General features: G+C 38.9%; 18 protein-coding genes and 2 pseudogenes. 14 read left to right on the plus strand and 6 right to left on the minus strand.

Translation table 11 applies throughout. The annotated features are described in order from the left end of the window. Positions 1-43 precede the first annotated feature (43 nt). The 5 genes from BEN26_RS09400 to BEN26_RS09420 all read left to right on the plus strand — a co-directional run bounded on the left by BEN26_RS09400 (position 44) and on the right by BEN26_RS09420 (position 5360). Positions 44-895 (plus strand): M23 family metallopeptidase, encoded by an 852-nt coding sequence (locus tag BEN26_RS09400; protein WP_069798367.1) that lies wholly within the window; start codon positions 44-46, stop codon positions 893-895. A 318-nt stretch (positions 896-1213) separates the two neighbouring features. After that, a complete protein-coding gene (locus tag BEN26_RS09405) occupies positions 1214-2554 on the plus strand; it encodes an ATP-binding protein (protein ID WP_069798369.1) in 1341 nt (446 codons plus the stop codon). A gap of 169 nt (positions 2555-2723) precedes the next feature. Then, positions 2724-4025: an AAA family ATPase gene (locus tag BEN26_RS09410; protein ID WP_069798373.1), complete on the plus strand. Its 1302-nt coding sequence runs from the start codon at positions 2724-2726 to the stop codon at positions 4023-4025. A gap of 3 nt (positions 4026-4028) precedes the next feature. Then, positions 4029-4676 carry an RloB domain-containing protein gene (locus tag BEN26_RS09415; RefSeq protein WP_069798375.1) on the plus strand — a complete coding sequence of 216 codons (648 nt, stop codon included), beginning with the start codon at positions 4029-4031 and terminating at the stop codon, positions 4674-4676. Positions 4677-4868: 192 nt separating this feature from the next. After that, entirely contained in the window at positions 4869-5360 is a 492-nt protein-coding gene (locus BEN26_RS09420; RefSeq protein WP_069798377.1) for a rolling circle replication-associated protein, read from the plus strand. A 126-nt stretch (positions 5361-5486) separates the two neighbouring features. Here BEN26_RS09420 and BEN26_RS13945 read toward each other — a convergent pair whose 3' ends face one another. Both BEN26_RS13945 and BEN26_RS09435 read right to left on the minus strand, forming a co-directional pair. Beyond that, positions 5487-6029, minus strand: coding sequence for a hypothetical protein (locus BEN26_RS13945; protein ID WP_220126423.1), 543 nt, complete (start codon positions 6027-6029; stop codon positions 5487-5489). 448 nt (positions 6030-6477) lie between these two features. Beyond that, positions 6478-7077 (minus strand): restriction endonuclease subunit S, encoded by a 600-nt coding sequence (locus tag BEN26_RS09435; protein ID WP_181482260.1) that lies wholly within the window; start codon positions 7075-7077, stop codon positions 6478-6480. Between the two features lie 322 nt (positions 7078-7399). Between BEN26_RS09435 and spoIIID the strand changes: the two genes are divergently transcribed. From spoIIID to BEN26_RS09480, 9 genes are all read left to right on the plus strand, one after another. Beyond that, complete coding sequence (spoIIID, locus tag BEN26_RS09440; protein WP_069798383.1) at positions 7400-7651, plus strand: sporulation transcriptional regulator SpoIIID; 252 nt, start codon at positions 7400-7402, stop codon at positions 7649-7651. 207 nt (positions 7652-7858) lie between these two features. Continuing rightward, positions 7859-8857: a rod shape-determining protein gene (mreB, locus tag BEN26_RS09445; RefSeq protein WP_069798385.1), complete on the plus strand. Its 999-nt coding sequence runs from the start codon at positions 7859-7861 to the stop codon at positions 8855-8857. A gap of 41 nt (positions 8858-8898) precedes the next feature. After that, on the plus strand, positions 8899-9702 hold the full coding sequence (locus BEN26_RS09450; RefSeq protein ID WP_068726561.1) for a flagellar hook-basal body protein: 804 nt from the start codon (positions 8899-8901) through the stop codon (positions 9700-9702). A 29-nt stretch (positions 9703-9731) separates the two neighbouring features. Next, a complete protein-coding gene (locus tag BEN26_RS09455) occupies positions 9732-10574 on the plus strand; it encodes a flagellar hook-basal body protein (protein WP_069798387.1) in 843 nt (280 codons plus the stop codon). Positions 10575-10588: 14 nt separating this feature from the next. Beyond that, positions 10589-10831 (plus strand): DNA-directed RNA polymerase subunit beta, encoded by a 243-nt coding sequence (locus BEN26_RS13950; protein WP_068726556.1) that lies wholly within the window; start codon positions 10589-10591, stop codon positions 10829-10831. 175 nt (positions 10832-11006) lie between these two features. Then, on the plus strand, positions 11007-11510 hold the full coding sequence (locus BEN26_RS09465; protein WP_068726554.1) for a CDP-alcohol phosphatidyltransferase family protein: 504 nt from the start codon (positions 11007-11009) through the stop codon (positions 11508-11510). 141 nt (positions 11511-11651) lie between these two features. Next, the gene (gene fabZ, locus BEN26_RS09470) at positions 11652-12074 is read left to right on the plus strand and encodes a 3-hydroxyacyl-ACP dehydratase FabZ (protein WP_069798389.1); all 423 of its coding nucleotides are present in this window, start codon (positions 11652-11654) and stop codon (positions 12072-12074) included. A gap of 57 nt (positions 12075-12131) precedes the next feature. After that, positions 12132-12374, plus strand: a complete 243-nt coding sequence (locus BEN26_RS09475; protein WP_068726550.1) for a hypothetical protein — start codon at positions 12132-12134, stop codon at positions 12372-12374. After that, the gene (locus tag BEN26_RS09480; RefSeq protein ID WP_068726548.1) at positions 12371-12766 is read left to right on the plus strand and encodes a retropepsin-like aspartic protease; all 396 of its coding nucleotides are present in this window, start codon (positions 12371-12373) and stop codon (positions 12764-12766) included. The genes BEN26_RS09475 and BEN26_RS09480 overlap by 4 nt, the downstream gene beginning before the upstream one ends. Positions 12767-12784: 18 nt before the next feature. Here BEN26_RS09480 and BEN26_RS09485 read toward each other — a convergent pair whose 3' ends face one another. The 4 genes and pseudogenes from BEN26_RS09485 to BEN26_RS14120 form a co-directional block, all read right to left on the minus strand. After that, positions 12785-13315: a chromate transporter gene (locus BEN26_RS09485; RefSeq protein ID WP_069798391.1), complete on the minus strand. Its 531-nt coding sequence runs from the start codon at positions 13313-13315 to the stop codon at positions 12785-12787. Next, positions 13312-13875, minus strand: coding sequence for a chromate transporter (locus BEN26_RS09490; RefSeq protein ID WP_069798393.1), 564 nt, complete (start codon positions 13873-13875; stop codon positions 13312-13314). Before BEN26_RS09490 ends, BEN26_RS09485 begins: the two co-directional genes overlap by 4 nt. Before the next feature lie 194 nt (positions 13876-14069). Further along, positions 14070-14472, minus strand: a pseudogene (locus BEN26_RS09495) (gamma-glutamyltransferase); the annotation flags it as partial. A 27-nt stretch (positions 14473-14499) separates the two neighbouring features. After that, positions 14500-14547, minus strand: a pseudogene (locus BEN26_RS14120) (hypothetical protein); the annotation flags it as partial. Between the last annotated feature and the right edge of the window lie 629 nt (positions 14548-15176).

The raw sequence follows: 15176 nt of genomic DNA on the forward strand, positions 1-15176 counted from the left end.
CAGGTAAATAATGGACAAAATGGTTGCTGAGGTGATGCAAAAAATGAGTAAAAACTCAAAGTGGAAAAAATTTTTAGGTAAAAAGTGGACCTTCCCCGCCATTTATATGATTGCCGCAGCACTTATTCTTACATTAATGTGGTGGTATCAAGATCCAAATGAGTATCCATTAACTCAAGAAGAATTAGGACTTCAAGAAATTACCCCAGAAGTAGTTGATGGGTCAGCACAAGATGAGATGGGGGAAGAGGCCGTTGCAGTTGCAACACAAACAGTAGAGCAAATGGTTTGGCCAGCAGAGGATCCAATCAATGTTCAAGTTAAAATGGAATTTTTCGATGATACATCTACTGAAGATGCAATGGCTGAATCTCTGATTACATTCCAAGGTGAATATTGGCCACATAATGGAATTGATATCGTTGCAAAGGATAAAAAAGCCTTTACTGCTGTTGCAGCATTAAGTGGGGAAGTAGTTCGGGCAGATAAGGATCCAGTAATGGGGTATGTCGTCGAACTCAAACATGAGAATGGGCTGATTACAACTTATTCTAGCTTAAAAGATGTCACTGTGAAAAAAGGAGATAAAATCTCTCAAGGAACTCCTTTAGGTACAGCAGATCGCAATGTCTTTGAAAAAGATCATGGTATACATCTACATTTTGAAGTACGTAAAGACGATATTCCTTTAAATCCCAATGCCTTTTTTGGACAAGATGTAAATCAAGTATTAGAACAACTTTCTCAAGGGGAAAATCGACCAACCCAAACTGAAGATGAAAAGGGTCCAGAGTCGAAGCCAAATGAAGCGAAGGATGTTCAATCACAAGATTCAAAACAACCTGATGTAAAACAAAACGAAGAACTAAATAAAACAAAAGAACAAAGTGAGTAAAGAAATGAAAGCTACTAGGATGATTGCCTAGTAGCTTTTTATTGGTTTGTATATTACAAAAGAAGCGACATAGCACGACTAGCAGCTTTAGCTGTGTAGTGTGACTTGTACACTTTGTGTGCTTTCAGGAATGCCTTTCTTTCCTTTGTTTTAAATTAGGCTCACTATTATACATAAAAATGTGATTGAACAAACAAAAGATCATAAAATTATGTGATCTATTGACTTAAAACTGAGCCTATGGTTATAATAAATTATAAAAATGTGATTAATTGACACAAAATATGTATAAAAATGTGATATTTTGGAGGTGATACTGTGGAAAGGCTGATCATGCAGGATTTGCTGAAGTGGAAAAACTCTAGGCACCGCAAGCCACTGATTTTGAAAGGCGTGCGCCAAGTGGGCAAGACATGGGCGCTCAAGGAGTTTGCCAGGCGTTATTATAATAATATTGCGTATTTTAACTTTGACGAACACCCGGAATACAAGCAGTTTTTTGAAAACACAAAGGATGTAGAACGCATCCTGCAAAACCTGATGATGGCAAGCGGCCAAACCATCAAGCCGGATAAGCCTGAGGATACGCTCATTGTTTTCGATGAGATTCAGGAATGTCCCAATGCTTTGAATACGCTCAAATACTTCTGTGAAAACACGCCGCACTATCATGTGGCCTGCGCCGGTTCACTTTTGGGCATTGCTTTGTCAAAGCCGGCCTCTTTTCCTGTCGGCAAGGTGGACTTTTTGGAAATAGGGCCTATGACCTTTACCGAATTTTTAATGGCCAACGGCGACGGCAATCTTGCTGCCTATATGGACAGCTTGGACAGGATTGAGACTGTTCCGGATGCATTCTTCAATCCACTTTATGAAAAGCTCAAAATGTATTTTGTGACCGGCGGGATGCCTGAGTCTGTCAGGTCCTGGACGGAAGATCGGGACGTCGAGCTGATGCAGCAGGTACTTTCCAATATCCTGGGGGCATACGAGAGGGATTTTGCCAAGCATCCTGATCCCAAGGACTTCCCTAAGATATCATTAATTTGGAAATCCATTCCGTCCCAGCTTGCTAGGGAGAACAAAAAATTTATTTATAAGGTTGTTAAGGAAGGGGCTCGGGCCAGAGAATATGAGGATGCTTTGCAGTGGCTTTGCGATGCCAACCTGACTTATAAGATATACCGCAGCAGCGCGCCGGGACTGCCCATTTCTGCCTATGATGACTTGTCTGCCTTCAAGCTTTATCTGGTGGATGTAGGACTATTACGCCGTTTATCGCTTTTGGCGCCTTCCGCTTTTAGCGAAGGCAACCGCCTGTTCGTTGAGTTTAAGGGGGCTCTTAGTGAGAATTATGTGCTCCAGGCGCTGAGAAACCAGTTTGAAGCCATGCCCCGGTATTGGACGATGGACAATCCCCGGTATGAAGTGGATTTTCTGATCCAGAGGGAAAACGACATTTTGCCCGTTGAAGTTAAATCGGAAACCAATGTGGAAAGCAGAAGCCTGAAGAAGTTTAAAGAAAAATACGGCGACAAGGTCAAGCTGCGTGTCCGCTTTTCATTGAACAATCTGCGGTTGGACGATGATCTGTTGAATATCCCGATGTTCATGGCCGATTATGCAGATAAACTGATTGGGATGGCATTGAAGCAGTAGGAGAATTAATTCTTGTTCATAGCAAACCTGCCCTGCCTTAAAAAAAGAGGTGCAGGTTTTAGTTTGTCGAAAAATAAAATAAATCAGTAAAAAATTTTTTTATTTTTCTAAAATATTGATTGTATTTATTTAAAAAACGGGTATACTAGAATTATAAAGAGGTGATTTTATGCTTATAACATTTAAAGTATCGAACTATCGCTCGTTTCGGGATGAAGCTGTTTTATCCATGATGGCAAAAGGCCTCAAGGAACACAAAGAAAGTTTGATTCCATATGGGTCAAAAAAGGTGCTGCCTGCGGCTGCCATTTATGGAAAGAATGGCGGCGGCAAGAGCAACCTGCTGCGTGCCTTTTGGCTAGGTGTACAGTTTGTGCGCAATGCCCAGCGGACACAGCATGAAAAGGCGTCTATACCTGTGCAGCCGTTTTCTCTCAATGATTACTCACAAAATGAGCCCACAGCATTTGAATATACCTACATGCAGGACGGTATAAAGTATATCTACGGTTTTTCTGCTACTAGAACAAAGATTGTGACAGAATATCTTTATCACAGTCCTAAGGGACAGAAAGCAACCATTTTTGAGCGCAAGGAACAGAAGTTTTCATTCCCTGTGGATACTGAGAAGAAGAAAAAAGAGCTGATTAGCGAGGCTGTTGCTCCAAACCAGCTTTACTTTGCAGTATCCTGCACAATGAATTATCAGCCATGTATTGCTGCGATGAAATGGTTTCGTGAGAGCGTCATCTTTTCCAGGGACTATACAGATATTCCCAATCAAATCATTGAGCATGCAGAAGACCCCGGTATGCTGAAGGCTATTGTTACGGCTGCTCAAAAGGCAGACCTTGGTATTCAGGATATGACCTTTGAGATCAGCAATAAAGAGCTCTCCAAGTATGAGGAGTTACCCGATAATATGCCGGAGGATATCAAAGTCGCTTTGCAAAATCTTATGAAGGCCTTAGCCAGTGCTCCTAATGAGGCTGAAACCAAGCTTAGGGGCAGTGAGCTAAAAGCTACTTCGCTGCATTATGGTATTTCCAAATCGGGGGAAATAAAATACTATCCTCTAGAGCTTGCGGATGAATCGGACGGAACAAAGCATTTAATGGCGCTGGCTCCGGCTATAGAAAAAACGCTGTCCACCGGTGGTATTTTAATCGTGGACGAGATAGAAAAAGAAATGCACCCGTTGCTTGTGGAGTACATTGTAGCGCGCTATCAAAGCAAAAAGAGCAACAAGACCGGCGCCCAAATTGTTTTTACCACCCATAATACAGAACTTTTGAACATGGAGGTGCTGCGACGGGATCAGGTTTATTTTGTGGATAAAGATAATAAAACCGGCGTATCCGAGCTTTACAATATCACCGAGTTCTCACCTCATCCTGATGAAAATATCCGCAAGGGATACCTGGTCGGCAAGTACGGCGCTACGCCTAAACTTGAGACAGAGGAGGTGTAGCTGTTGGCTCGAAAAGTTAAACCCTTGATCTATGTATTTTGGGAAGGGGAAAGCGAACAAGCTTATACTAAATATCTTAAGTTGGTTTTTGAGGATGTGGCTGTCATACGGTTTCCGTCTAATTCAGGGCTGTTTGCAGAGGCAGCCAATATGTTCAAAAATAACCCGAAGTATCGAAATACAGCTGAGGTGACGGATGAGATTTGGTTTTTCTTTGACACCGAGCTTGAGAAGGCATCCCACTGGGAGAGAAATTATAAAATTATCAAGAACTTGAGGAAGCTCCGTAAGCCTGGCCGGATTAAGATTCGCCTTCTCATGACTACAGCGTGCCTGGAGTATTGGATGCTGTTACATTATGAGCGCACAGCACCTGCAATTGCATCGCCTGCTGATAAAGAGCGGATAAAAGACCGTGTGAAGAGGTATGTGCCATATTATGAAAAGGGCGACTACGAGGCCACATACGAGATTGCCAAACACTATGAGAAAGCCATAGATAACGGGAAATGGACACTTATTTCATTGGTGGAGGACGGCCTACCGACTCTTGAAGACAGCGATGAGCGCAACTGCTGGCTGTATCAGGGAACGCACACATTCACTACAGTGCATGAGGCTATTGAATATTTGATTGATTTGAAAAGATAATAACCAATTTTTAGGGCACTACATGGGTAAAAAGCTGTAGTGCTTTTTTTTATTTGCGATGCAGGCGTCATGTTTATATGCCCATACATGCCCGTCAAAAGCACTCGAAATGAATTCAATCCTTGCATGTAAGTCTCCATATAACCAAAAAGCACTAAGAGAATAAACAAAATAATGAGGATAATACCCAGGGTGATAACATCTTTAAAAACCTGCAACAGAGAATTTAAAAAGTTCATACAGAGAATGAAGAATAGATACGAAAACTTTAAGTATGTTGCGGTTATGAGCAGGCAGGATAACGGCAACTGGCATTATCATATAGTATGTAACCTCGGATATATTGCTTTTAATGAGCTAAAGCAAATTTGGGGCTTAGGCGGTGTATTCATCGGAAAGATCAGAAATAAAACTCAATTAAGCAGAGCAACAAGTTATGCCAGCAAAAACACGAATAATGCCAGGTTATATTTAAAAGGCCAAAATCTGAGTCAAGGCATTATCAAACACATATCGCCGTTTATTTATAATGAGCTGTTTAACCTGGTCGAAGATAAAGCAGGTTTATGGCGGGTGCAGCCAAAGCCATCAGCCTGGTATCCAGCTGTCTTAACTGTTATAACTTCAAACGCAATAAATGCATTGGCAGCTGTCCAGACAGGCAAGACGAGTTTTTCGGCTTGAACACAAGGGTGGATAACTACTGTTCCCTGATTGTTTACCTTAAATATTTATATCTATGTAAAATGAAGTCCAGGCAAATTGATTTTTCGATTGAATATTTGACTCCATTATCCTCACACCTCGGATCTATCTAATTATAGGTAAGTCATATTTATGAAACATCGTAATCAACTTTTTCCAATGAGGCGGATAAGCGTTGCTGCCATAACGCTTAATTGTAGTACCATTGTCAAATGTGACATTAAGCTCCCATTGGGTTCCATCCAGTATATTTCTGTCAATGTAACGGCTTTTCCAGTCAATGAAATAGCATCGAAGCAGGTCATTATTGAATTCAATCCACTTTTCTTCTATAGGAATAAGGGTAATATTTTTGCAATCGACAGATTCGGATTTAATATCAATACCACATCCACCTGAAAATGCATATTTTAGTGCTTTGCCATGCTTTTCAGTATTTAAATATATCCAGTGGGATGTACCGAAAAAACCGCCCACATAGAAATATAGTTCTTTAATAAAAGTGGGTTCGGCAAAATAACTCCCGCTAAAGTCTTTTCTGCAGGTGTTGCAGTGGTGGGAGGGGGTAGGGATTTCAATGCAACAGCCTCCAAGCACAATTTCCTTTTTATCAAGTTTATCCTGCAATTCCTGCGTCATTGCAGGCATACCCCATAGTATTGTTGCCGTATTTTTTGAGCCACAGCGTGGACAAATTCTCCTTGGCAGATTAATCACCTCAACTCTAATATAAAAAATCAATTTTAAAATTAACACCGACTTTTAATAACTTAAGGTTTATAAGCCGGTAAAAAGCCGCTCGTCTGGATACCTTAAAGTTTTCCTGGCAGCTATGAATAAGCAATCTCAAGTCCAAAATATCAACAGGGTTATCTTCTATATATATTGCAGTATCCAAACGGCGGTTAACAATCGCTGCAAATGAATTGAATACCTTCAAAACCAAATCTGACGGCATCAACAGGCAAGCTGCAAAATAGTTTGCTTCAACCTCTTATATATATCTTTTTCTCGCCAGCTTCTTCACAATATAATCCACAGGAATCATCGTTTATATCAAGCTCGATTAGTGTAATACCTTCGCCTTGCAGTAAGCTTAACGATACTCTTCCAGTTCCGGTTCACCATTATCACCTTTTTTATGCCTTTTGACCGCATCCATAAACTTATCGGTACTGTTGCGGGCTGCATATTTCATGGTAAGCTTATCGCTGCTTTGAGACAGTTTTACAATGTCATCATTTTCTTTCGAGTCTTTTTCTTCTCCCCATACCTCTGCGATTTTGTCCTTGATTTTTTGCTTAAAAATCTCAATAAGACGCTTGTTTTGGTTTACTATAGCCTGTTCTTCGTTTATTTGTTCAACAATTTGCTGCTGCACTTCAAGGGGCGGGAGAGGAATTCTGTAATTTATTACATAATCCTTAGTTAGTCTTTGTAGTCCTCCAGTACCTATCATATGATTTCTTCCATTATTTATAAAGCTAAAACTTGAAATATTATAATATAACCACTCGGGTAAAATTTTACTCTCTATAGCTCTTAATACAAAAAATTCACTTGAGCCAAATCCAATATTGTTTGTTAAACCTCTTGCTATACCGGACTTTCCATTTTCAAAACAGGGAGTTACCCGTGCAAGCAAAACATCATTTTCTTTAAAATAAGTATAAGAACTATAAACTTCAAAAAACAATTTGACTTGCTTTGAGAGCATTTGGAACGATTCAAGAGAATTCAAGATTTGCTTGCATAAATTAAGCATATCAGATTGCCTAGTAGCTTTTTATTGGTTTGTATATTCCATAAGCAGCGACTTTTGTGAGCGACTTTTCCCTCATTCTTCTTTAATCATGGAAAACCGCGAGCAACGGAGCGTGTTGGAATATACAAACCTTAATAAATGGAAATTGAAAAAAATTTATGTAAAATAGCTTGTCAAGGCTTGTAACAAAAGAATATATGCCAAACCTCCTCATATAATGTACAGACGATTTGAATGCGGGGAGGCGAGGGTAGTGCACGATTACATCAAAGAGCGAACCTTGAAAATTGGTCGATACATAGTAGAGACTAGAAATACGGTTCGTACTATTGCTAAAGAATTCGGTGTATCAAAAAGTACGGTGCACAAAGATCTAACAGAACGGTTACCCGAAATAAACCCAGACTTAGCTAATGAAGTGAAAAGTATCCTAGAATATCACAAATCTATTCGGCACATTAGAGGAGGGGAGGCAACAAAAATTAAATATAAAAAAGCAGAATAAAAGTAAGTTTGTATATTCCAACGCACTATACAAATCTAAAACGAAAAGTGGCGGAAAAAAATTCTAAGAAAATCGACAAAAAAGGATAAAATTTTATAAAAATAAAAAGGGATTTCCGAATCTGTATCGAAATATTTTTTAAGGGAAAATTATGCACGAATTTAAGTTTTTTAAAGTAGAGTATGCGGCAGGGAGGAAATATGGATCATGTTGAGTAAGGATATCGGAATAGACCTTGGTACAGCCAATGTATTGATTCATGTAAAGGGTCGCGGAGTAGTCATCGATGAGCCATCCGTCGTTGCGATCGATACTAGAACGAAAAAAGTATTAAAAGTAGGAGAAGAAGCAAGGCAAATGGTTGGAAGGACCCCAGGGAATATCATTGCAACAAGGCCGTTAAAAGATGGGGTTATTGCAGATTTTGATATTACAGAAGCAATGCTTAAACATTTTATCAGCAAAGCTGGAGTTAAAAGTTTTTTTAAAAAACCTCGAATCTTAATCTGTGCACCAACAAACATTACATCAGTAGAAGAAAAAGCGATACGGGAAGCTGCAGAGAAAAGCGGTGGAGGAGAAGTCTTTCTAGAATATGAACCCAAGGCTGCTGCCATAGGCGCTGGATTGGATATTTTTCAACCTAGTGGGAATATGGTTGTAGATATTGGCGGAGGAACGACAGATGTAGCTGTTTTATCGATGGGAGATGTCGTCACCGCCTCTTCTATTAAGATTGCAGGGGACAAGTTTGATCATGCCATTATGGCGTACATAAAAAGAAAGTATAACTTACTCATAGGTGAACGGACAGCTGAAGACTTAAAAAAACAAATTGGTACAGTATTTGCCGGAAGTCGAAATGAAGAAATGGATATCCGAGGAAGAGATTTAGTCACTGGATTACCGATTTCTGTGACGATCCATTCTGATGAGATTAGAAAAGCATTACAAGAACCGATTTCAGCGATCATTGCCGCTGCAAAATCTGTTTTAGAAAAGACTCCACCTGAACTTTCTGCAGATATTATTGACAAAGGGATTATTTTAACTGGTGGTGGAGCTTATCTGCACGGAATTGATGCATTATTAACAGAACAATTAAAAGTACCTGTTCTTATTGCAGATGATCCAATGTCTTGTGTTGTACGGGGAACAGGAATTATGTTGGACAACTTAGATAAGGTCAAAAAAAGAAAAAAGTGATAAGTGTATCTATCCAATTCCATAAATGAAGGTGAAGGAAAATGATCCGCGGATTGTATACTGCTGCAGCAGGAATGTTAACTCAACAAAAACGTCAAGATATCTTAACGAATAATTTAGCCAATATCAATACACCTGGATATAAACAGGATCAAGCGATGATGCGTTCTTTTCCTGAGGTATTTCTTCAAGCGATTCAAGAACCATTTGCTGCAAATAAACAAATCGGTTCGATTCATCAAGGTGTCTTTATTGAGGAAAGTGTACCTATTTTTACGCAAGGGGATTTAATCGAAACAAATGACCCCTATCATCTTGCTATTATTGATCAAGATTTACCGATCGATCCAACAACAGGCCTGAAACCCTCTCTTTTTTTTACTGCAGTTGATGGAAAAGGAAATCGATTTTATACTAGAAGTGGCGTTTTTACAGAAGATGCTGCCGGGCAATTAGTCACTCCTGAAGGCTACCTGATTTTAGATGATCTTGGATTTCCTATCCAAGTAAATGGCCGTACCTTTAAAGTGGATGAAAAGGGATTGATGACCTTCTCTGACGGAGAACAAATCAGAATTGGTTTATCTGTCATCAATGACCCAAAACAGCTATTGAAACAAGGGAATAATATGTATCGTTTAAATGATAATAACAATCCCCCTATGGTCGATCCCAATGGCAATTATCAGATACAACAAGGGAAAATAGAGCGAGCAAACGTAGACCCGAGTCAAACCATGGTCGATATGCTGACAGCTTTAAGATTATATGAAGCCAATCAAAAAGTGATTCAATCTTTAGATCGCACCTTGGAAAAAGCTGCGAATGAAATTGGTAGGGTATAGATGTATAATGGAAAGGAAGAGGTTATGAGATGAATGTTTCCATGATCAATGGTTTGGTAGGAATGCAAGCCACCCAACAAAAAATAGATACCATATCCAATAATATAGCCAATATTGAGACAACTGGATATAAAGGAAGGGAAATATTTTTTCAGGACATCTTGTCATCAAGAATCGAACAACCCGATTCCTTTCGATTACAAGGAAGAATGACCCCAATGGGATTGGACCAAGCAACCGGTTCAAGAGTTTCATTAACCTTAGGCAATTTTAATCAAGGGCAACCTATTGAAACAGGGGTTTCAACAGACTTGATGTTGATGGGTAATGACATTTTCTTTACAGTGATCCCTGCAGATGGGAATTCACTAGACCCTAAAGAACTTAGATATACCAGAGATGGCCATTTTCAAATCGATGCAGAAGGCTATTTAGTTACAGATCAAGGCGATTATGTTTTAGATACTTATGATTTTCCAATCGAAATTCCTGAGCAAGCAACCTTTCAGGTAGATAAACAAGGAAATGTGATAATTGAATATGCGGATGGAACGAAAGAAGAAATAGCAACGTTAAAACTTACAAGAATCATATCCCCTCAAGCATTAGCACAAGATGGGGCAAGCCAATATCGGATTCCTGCTGAACTGATTGATCAGGGAATCGAGGTAAGAGACCAGAACTTTGATTTAGCAGAGCCTAGATATGCCAACCTCTACGCTGTGATTCAAGGGAGTTTAGAAGCCTCTAATGTAGAGTTAGCCAAAGAAATGGTTCAATTAACAGAAGCGCAAAGAGCTTATCAATTTCAATCAAGGGGGATTTCCATCGCTGATCAAATGGCAGGAATGGTAAATAACCTTAGAGGATAAAAGGATGAGACAGAATGGAATCACAACAAGCAAAAGTAAGATCAAGATCAGAAAGACATACCACTGAGAAGAAAAAGAAAAAAACAGTGGGTTCAAAACAAAGCCTTAATCGTTTAGCTTTCTTATTGATGGCATTTGCAATCATTTCATTTTTTGTAGGTTCAATCATTGGGTACGGGGTGCTTGGTAAAGGCAATCCTCTTGAAATATTAAACCCGACTACATGGGTTCATATGTACCAACTTATTTTCGGCTAGACTTCCTTTCAGTCATCTTCGTTACTATGAAGGTGGCTTTTTTGACGCACAGGATGTGCTAATTTCGACGTTGCAACAGATCATTATATGCAAGCGGCTCCGTCACCCATGTCTTTCTTTGATTGCAACGCGCTTAATGGAATCTTACAACCTCAGATGAAGAGGGGGAAAATTCGTGAATGTGCCAAACATTCTTACTGTAAGTCGATTTCTCTTAATTCCTGTTTTCCTTCTTGTATTTTTTAATGGATACGAAATTCACGCCTATGGAATTCTATTACTAGCAGGGATTACGGATGTGATAGATGGGTATTTGGCAAGAAAGCATCATTTAGTCACAGAATTGGGAAGCATGTTAGACCCATTGGCAGATAAGCTGATGATGATTACAGTCATTATTTCTTTGTTAGTTGCTGGTGAAATCCCTTGGTTAGTAGCAGCCATCTTCTTTTTTAGAGATGCAAGTATGATTATCGGTTCCGCTTTTTTTCATTTTAGAGGGAAGAAAACGGTGCCAGCCAATGCCCTAGGCAAGATGACTACTTTTATGTATTACCTTGCTGTATTGCTCATCACTTTTGATTTACCCTATAATGTTGAATTCTTTACCTTTGTAGTTGCATTTTCATTCTTAACTTCAATTGTTTACATGTTTCAGTTTAAAAAAATCAATGACTAAAAGAGAGCACAACGCACCAAGTGCGCCATGCTCCTTTATGTGAACCCTCATCCAACCAGGGCCGGAAGAGGGGACACTATTTATTCTAAGCGGCAAAGCTGAAAATTATGCTGTGAAATTTTGGTTGGAGGGAACTAAGCGATGTTAGATATCAAAGATATACAAAAAATTATACCCCACCGCTATCCATTTCTTTTAGTGGACAAGGTGATTGAATTAGAGGAAGGCAAAAAGGCAGTTGGGATTAAGAATGTAACGATAAACGAACCATTTTTCCAAGGCCATTTTCCGGAGTATCCAGTGATGCCAGGGGTTTTGATTGTAGAAGCTTTAGCCCAAGTTGGCGCAGTGGCCATGCTTGTGAAGGAAGAAAATAAGGGAAAGTTAGCTTTTTTTACTGGAATTGACAACTTCCGTTTTCGTGATCAAGTGGTCCCTGGAGATACATTAACTTTAACCGTAGAAGTCATTAAAGTAAAAGGACCAATGGGAAAAGGAAAAGCAACAGCCCATGTAGGAGACAAGCTAGTGGCCGAAGGCGAAATCATGTTTGCGATTAAGTGAATATAAATCTTTTCGATCATTTTAAATACTATACTTAGTATAGAGGGGGAAAATGGAATGAAATGGTCTTCCATTCGTAAAATGTATCCTAACCAATTTGTAAAATTAAAAGCTTTATCATCAAGAGTTGCAGATGGGCAGGAAGTGATAGAAGAAGTGGCTCTAATCGAAGTGATTGATGATAAAAATGCTACAGGTGAACTTTTAAAGTCCAAAGGCGATGAATTTGTATATCATACTGCTCATGAAAATATCGTTCTTGAAATCAGAGAAGATATTGGACTAAGGAGATTTTTATGAAAATAAAATATCAATATGGTTTATTGTTAGTGGATATTAGAATAACGACTAATGGAAAATCAAAAACAATTAAAAATTTAGTCGTTGATACTGGAGCATCTAAAACCTTAATTTCACAAAATGCGGTTGATGATATTGGGGTACAAGTAGAGGTAAATGATCGAATCGTTACTTATTATGGTATTGGCGGAAAAGAACATGCATTTAGGAAGAAGGTAGATGAAATCACAATTGGTGATTTTTCTATTAAGAACTTGGACATAGATTTTAATGATTTTGGCTATAAAGATATAAATGGATTGCTTGGATTAGATGTATTAATGGAAGCAGGCTTTAAGATTGATTTGTTAAACTTAAAACTAGAAAAAAGCAGTGAATCAACTAATGAATGATTCACTGCTTTTTTATTTCTATGCTAAGAAGATCGAGCCATACACCAATGCGCCTAAAATCACAAAAGAAGGATGAATCTTCCAACGCTCCATCAATAAATAACTGATACCAATGAGGACCATGGTTTGGATAGCACCTACATGACCTATAGAGGTATCAATGAATTTATAGGCAATCACTCCTAATAACACAGCAATTGTTGGGCGAACATACTGGCTCATCCGCTTCACTCTTGGTGAGTCTTTATACTTTAAAAGCAATTTCAGCAAAAGAATCATTAGAACTAATGAAGGGGCAACGACAGCTAATTCAGCTATGATCGCACCTAAAATGCCACCTTGTGAATAGCCAATGTAACCAGCCATTTTGGTGGCGATAGGCCCTGGTAAAGCATTGCCTAAGGCTAAGATTTCACTAAATTCACTTACGGTAAACCAGCCATATCGACCAACGACCTCATTTTCAATCAATGGAATCGAGGATGGACCACCACCATAGCCAAGAATTCCGGGGATAAATAAAGCTAAGAAAATTTGCAAATATATCATTTAGCCGATCCTCCCTCTTTCACAGATTTAGGATCCCGTTTCAGTACAGCTGCCAATAATAAAATAACGATAAGGATTGCGGGATGAACGTTAAGTATTTCAAGTAAAAGATAACTTGCGATAATCATAAGGATAGAAGCAAACCACCCAAGATGTTGCTTTGACTTTTTTACAAAGTCCCATGTTAAGGTAATCATCATCATGGCAACAACGGGGACAACCCCTCTTGTCATTCCTTTTACCCACGCTTGATCTTTAAAAGTATTTAGTGATGTAAGAAATACAATCATGAGAAGAATCGTTGGTAAAATAGAGGCCAATAGTGCATTAAACATCCCAGGAATCCCCGCCATTCGATAACCGATATAGCCGGCCATTTTGGTGGCAATTGGCCCTGGTAAGGTATTTCCTAACGCCAAGACGTCAGCAAATTCATCATCATCCATCCATTTAAATCTCTCCACCACTTCTTTATGGACGAGAGGGATTGAAGAAGGTCCCCCGCCAAATCCTAACATTCCTACACGAAAAAATGCGATAAATATATCTGAATGTAACATCTCATTCCACTTCTTTCTGATATCATGATCTGTAAATCCTATACAGCACTATTACGAAAAAAATCTGGGAAAACTACCATGAAGCGACTGATCCATCAGTTCTTGCTTCAGTTCCACCCATCAGTACCCCTGTTTGTTGGTTCGTTACAATGACTTGACCACGACCAAAGCCACCTGAATCCAAGCTCACTTCAATCCACTGAAACAGACATTTTCTTAGGGTCAGTAACATAGTGCTTGCCATTAGCAAAAGCCAGCTTAATGGCTTCAAATTGGTGATGGTAGGTATCAATGTCACAATACCTTGACCATTAGGTGGGATTTCCCAAACATCATAGCCACGGTAATTGACATTAATAGGAGTTACCCATTCTGCTTTATACACTGCCCTGGAGACTTCCAGATTTCACCGATTTTTGGTGCTCTGCCATTGGGGGCAAAGGTATCAAACCATGATTTAAATCTATCACCATTGAATAATTCTTGGTAGCGCTGAAAAGCCGAAGCCCAATACTTTCCAAGAGTAGGGGAAACAGGATAGCCATGTTCTGCATAATCTGTGGCTGATTGTAAAACCTCTTCTAATGTGAGCTTACCAATTTCAGCGTAAGACATCCGTCCATTTTCGATCAAAAGCTGTAAAATTTTCTTATCAATATCATCTATTTTCACAATTATCAGCCCTTTTAACTAAATTTCGAAACATGTAAGTAAGCATGAGTAAAATTGCCGAAACCATTACACTGATGAGTATACTAGTAATGGCATGATAATAAATATTGGCGATATAACCACAGACTAGACTAATGATCCAAATAATAGGAATGATTTGATTTTCTGTTCTTTTAGTATATATTACCCACAAAAAAGGAAAAAGGGAAGATGCGTAAATAATTCCGAAAAATAAATAAAGAGGAAGAATCGTTGGTTGAAAGTAATAAGTTAGGATAAAGAAAATTGGAATTATAGACCCCCATAGAAAAATGGGATGGTTACCAATAATGGCATTGGTCTTTTCTTTAGAAGTAAATAAATGAACAATCCCTTCCACCTGAATTAAAAATGTGGACAAAAAAATACCGATGGTAAAGAAAAAAACGAATGTAAAAAGGAACGATGATTCTTGGCTGGTCAAATATGACAGGTGATGATGATTACAACCAGTATTTCTTATTCCATACCGATGCTATGGGTGGCAGTTCGTCTTTTTTTAGTTCGCCCTGCATGGGCATAATCTAATGGGTGAAAGTCCCTAACATACTCTGATAGTGGAAAACGTACAGCCAAAGACGCGGTGCTGT

This window comes from Tepidibacillus sp. HK-1, from assembly GCF_001748485.2.
In the GTDB taxonomy this organism is placed as follows: Bacteria; Bacillota; Bacilli; order Tepidibacillales; family Tepidibacillaceae; genus Tepidibacillus_B; species Tepidibacillus_B infernus.

Excerpts from the sequence above, each read along its gene's own strand:
- BEN26_RS13950 (WP_068726556.1), top strand. The coding sequence starts at position 10,589 with ATGGAATCACAACAAGCAAAAGTAAGATCAAGATCAGAAAGACATACC.
- BEN26_RS09480 (WP_068726548.1), top strand. The coding sequence starts at position 12,371 with ATGAAAATAAAATATCAATATGGTTTATTGTTAGTGGATATTAGAATA.
- fabZ (WP_069798389.1), top strand. The coding sequence starts at position 11,652 with ATGTTAGATATCAAAGATATACAAAAAATTATACCCCACCGCTATCCA.
- BEN26_RS13945 (WP_220126423.1), bottom strand. The coding sequence starts at position 6,029 with ATGCCTGCAATGACGCAGGAATTGCAGGATAAACTTGATAAAAAGGAA.
- BEN26_RS09450 (WP_068726561.1), top strand. The coding sequence starts at position 8,899 with ATGATCCGCGGATTGTATACTGCTGCAGCAGGAATGTTAACTCAACAA.
- BEN26_RS09455 (WP_069798387.1), top strand. The coding sequence starts at position 9,732 with ATGAATGTTTCCATGATCAATGGTTTGGTAGGAATGCAAGCCACCCAA.
- BEN26_RS09410 (WP_069798373.1), top strand. The coding sequence starts at position 2,724 with ATGCTTATAACATTTAAAGTATCGAACTATCGCTCGTTTCGGGATGAA.
- BEN26_RS09485 (WP_069798391.1), bottom strand. The coding sequence starts at position 13,315 with ATGATATATTTGCAAATTTTCTTAGCTTTATTTATCCCCGGAATTCTT.
- BEN26_RS09490 (WP_069798393.1), bottom strand. The coding sequence starts at position 13,875 with ATGTTACATTCAGATATATTTATCGCATTTTTTCGTGTAGGAATGTTA.
- mreB (WP_069798385.1), top strand. The coding sequence starts at position 7,859 with ATGTTGAGTAAGGATATCGGAATAGACCTTGGTACAGCCAATGTATTG.
- BEN26_RS09400 (WP_069798367.1), top strand. The coding sequence starts at position 44 with ATGAGTAAAAACTCAAAGTGGAAAAAATTTTTAGGTAAAAAGTGGACC.
- BEN26_RS09475 (WP_068726550.1), top strand. The coding sequence starts at position 12,132 with ATGAAATGGTCTTCCATTCGTAAAATGTATCCTAACCAATTTGTAAAA.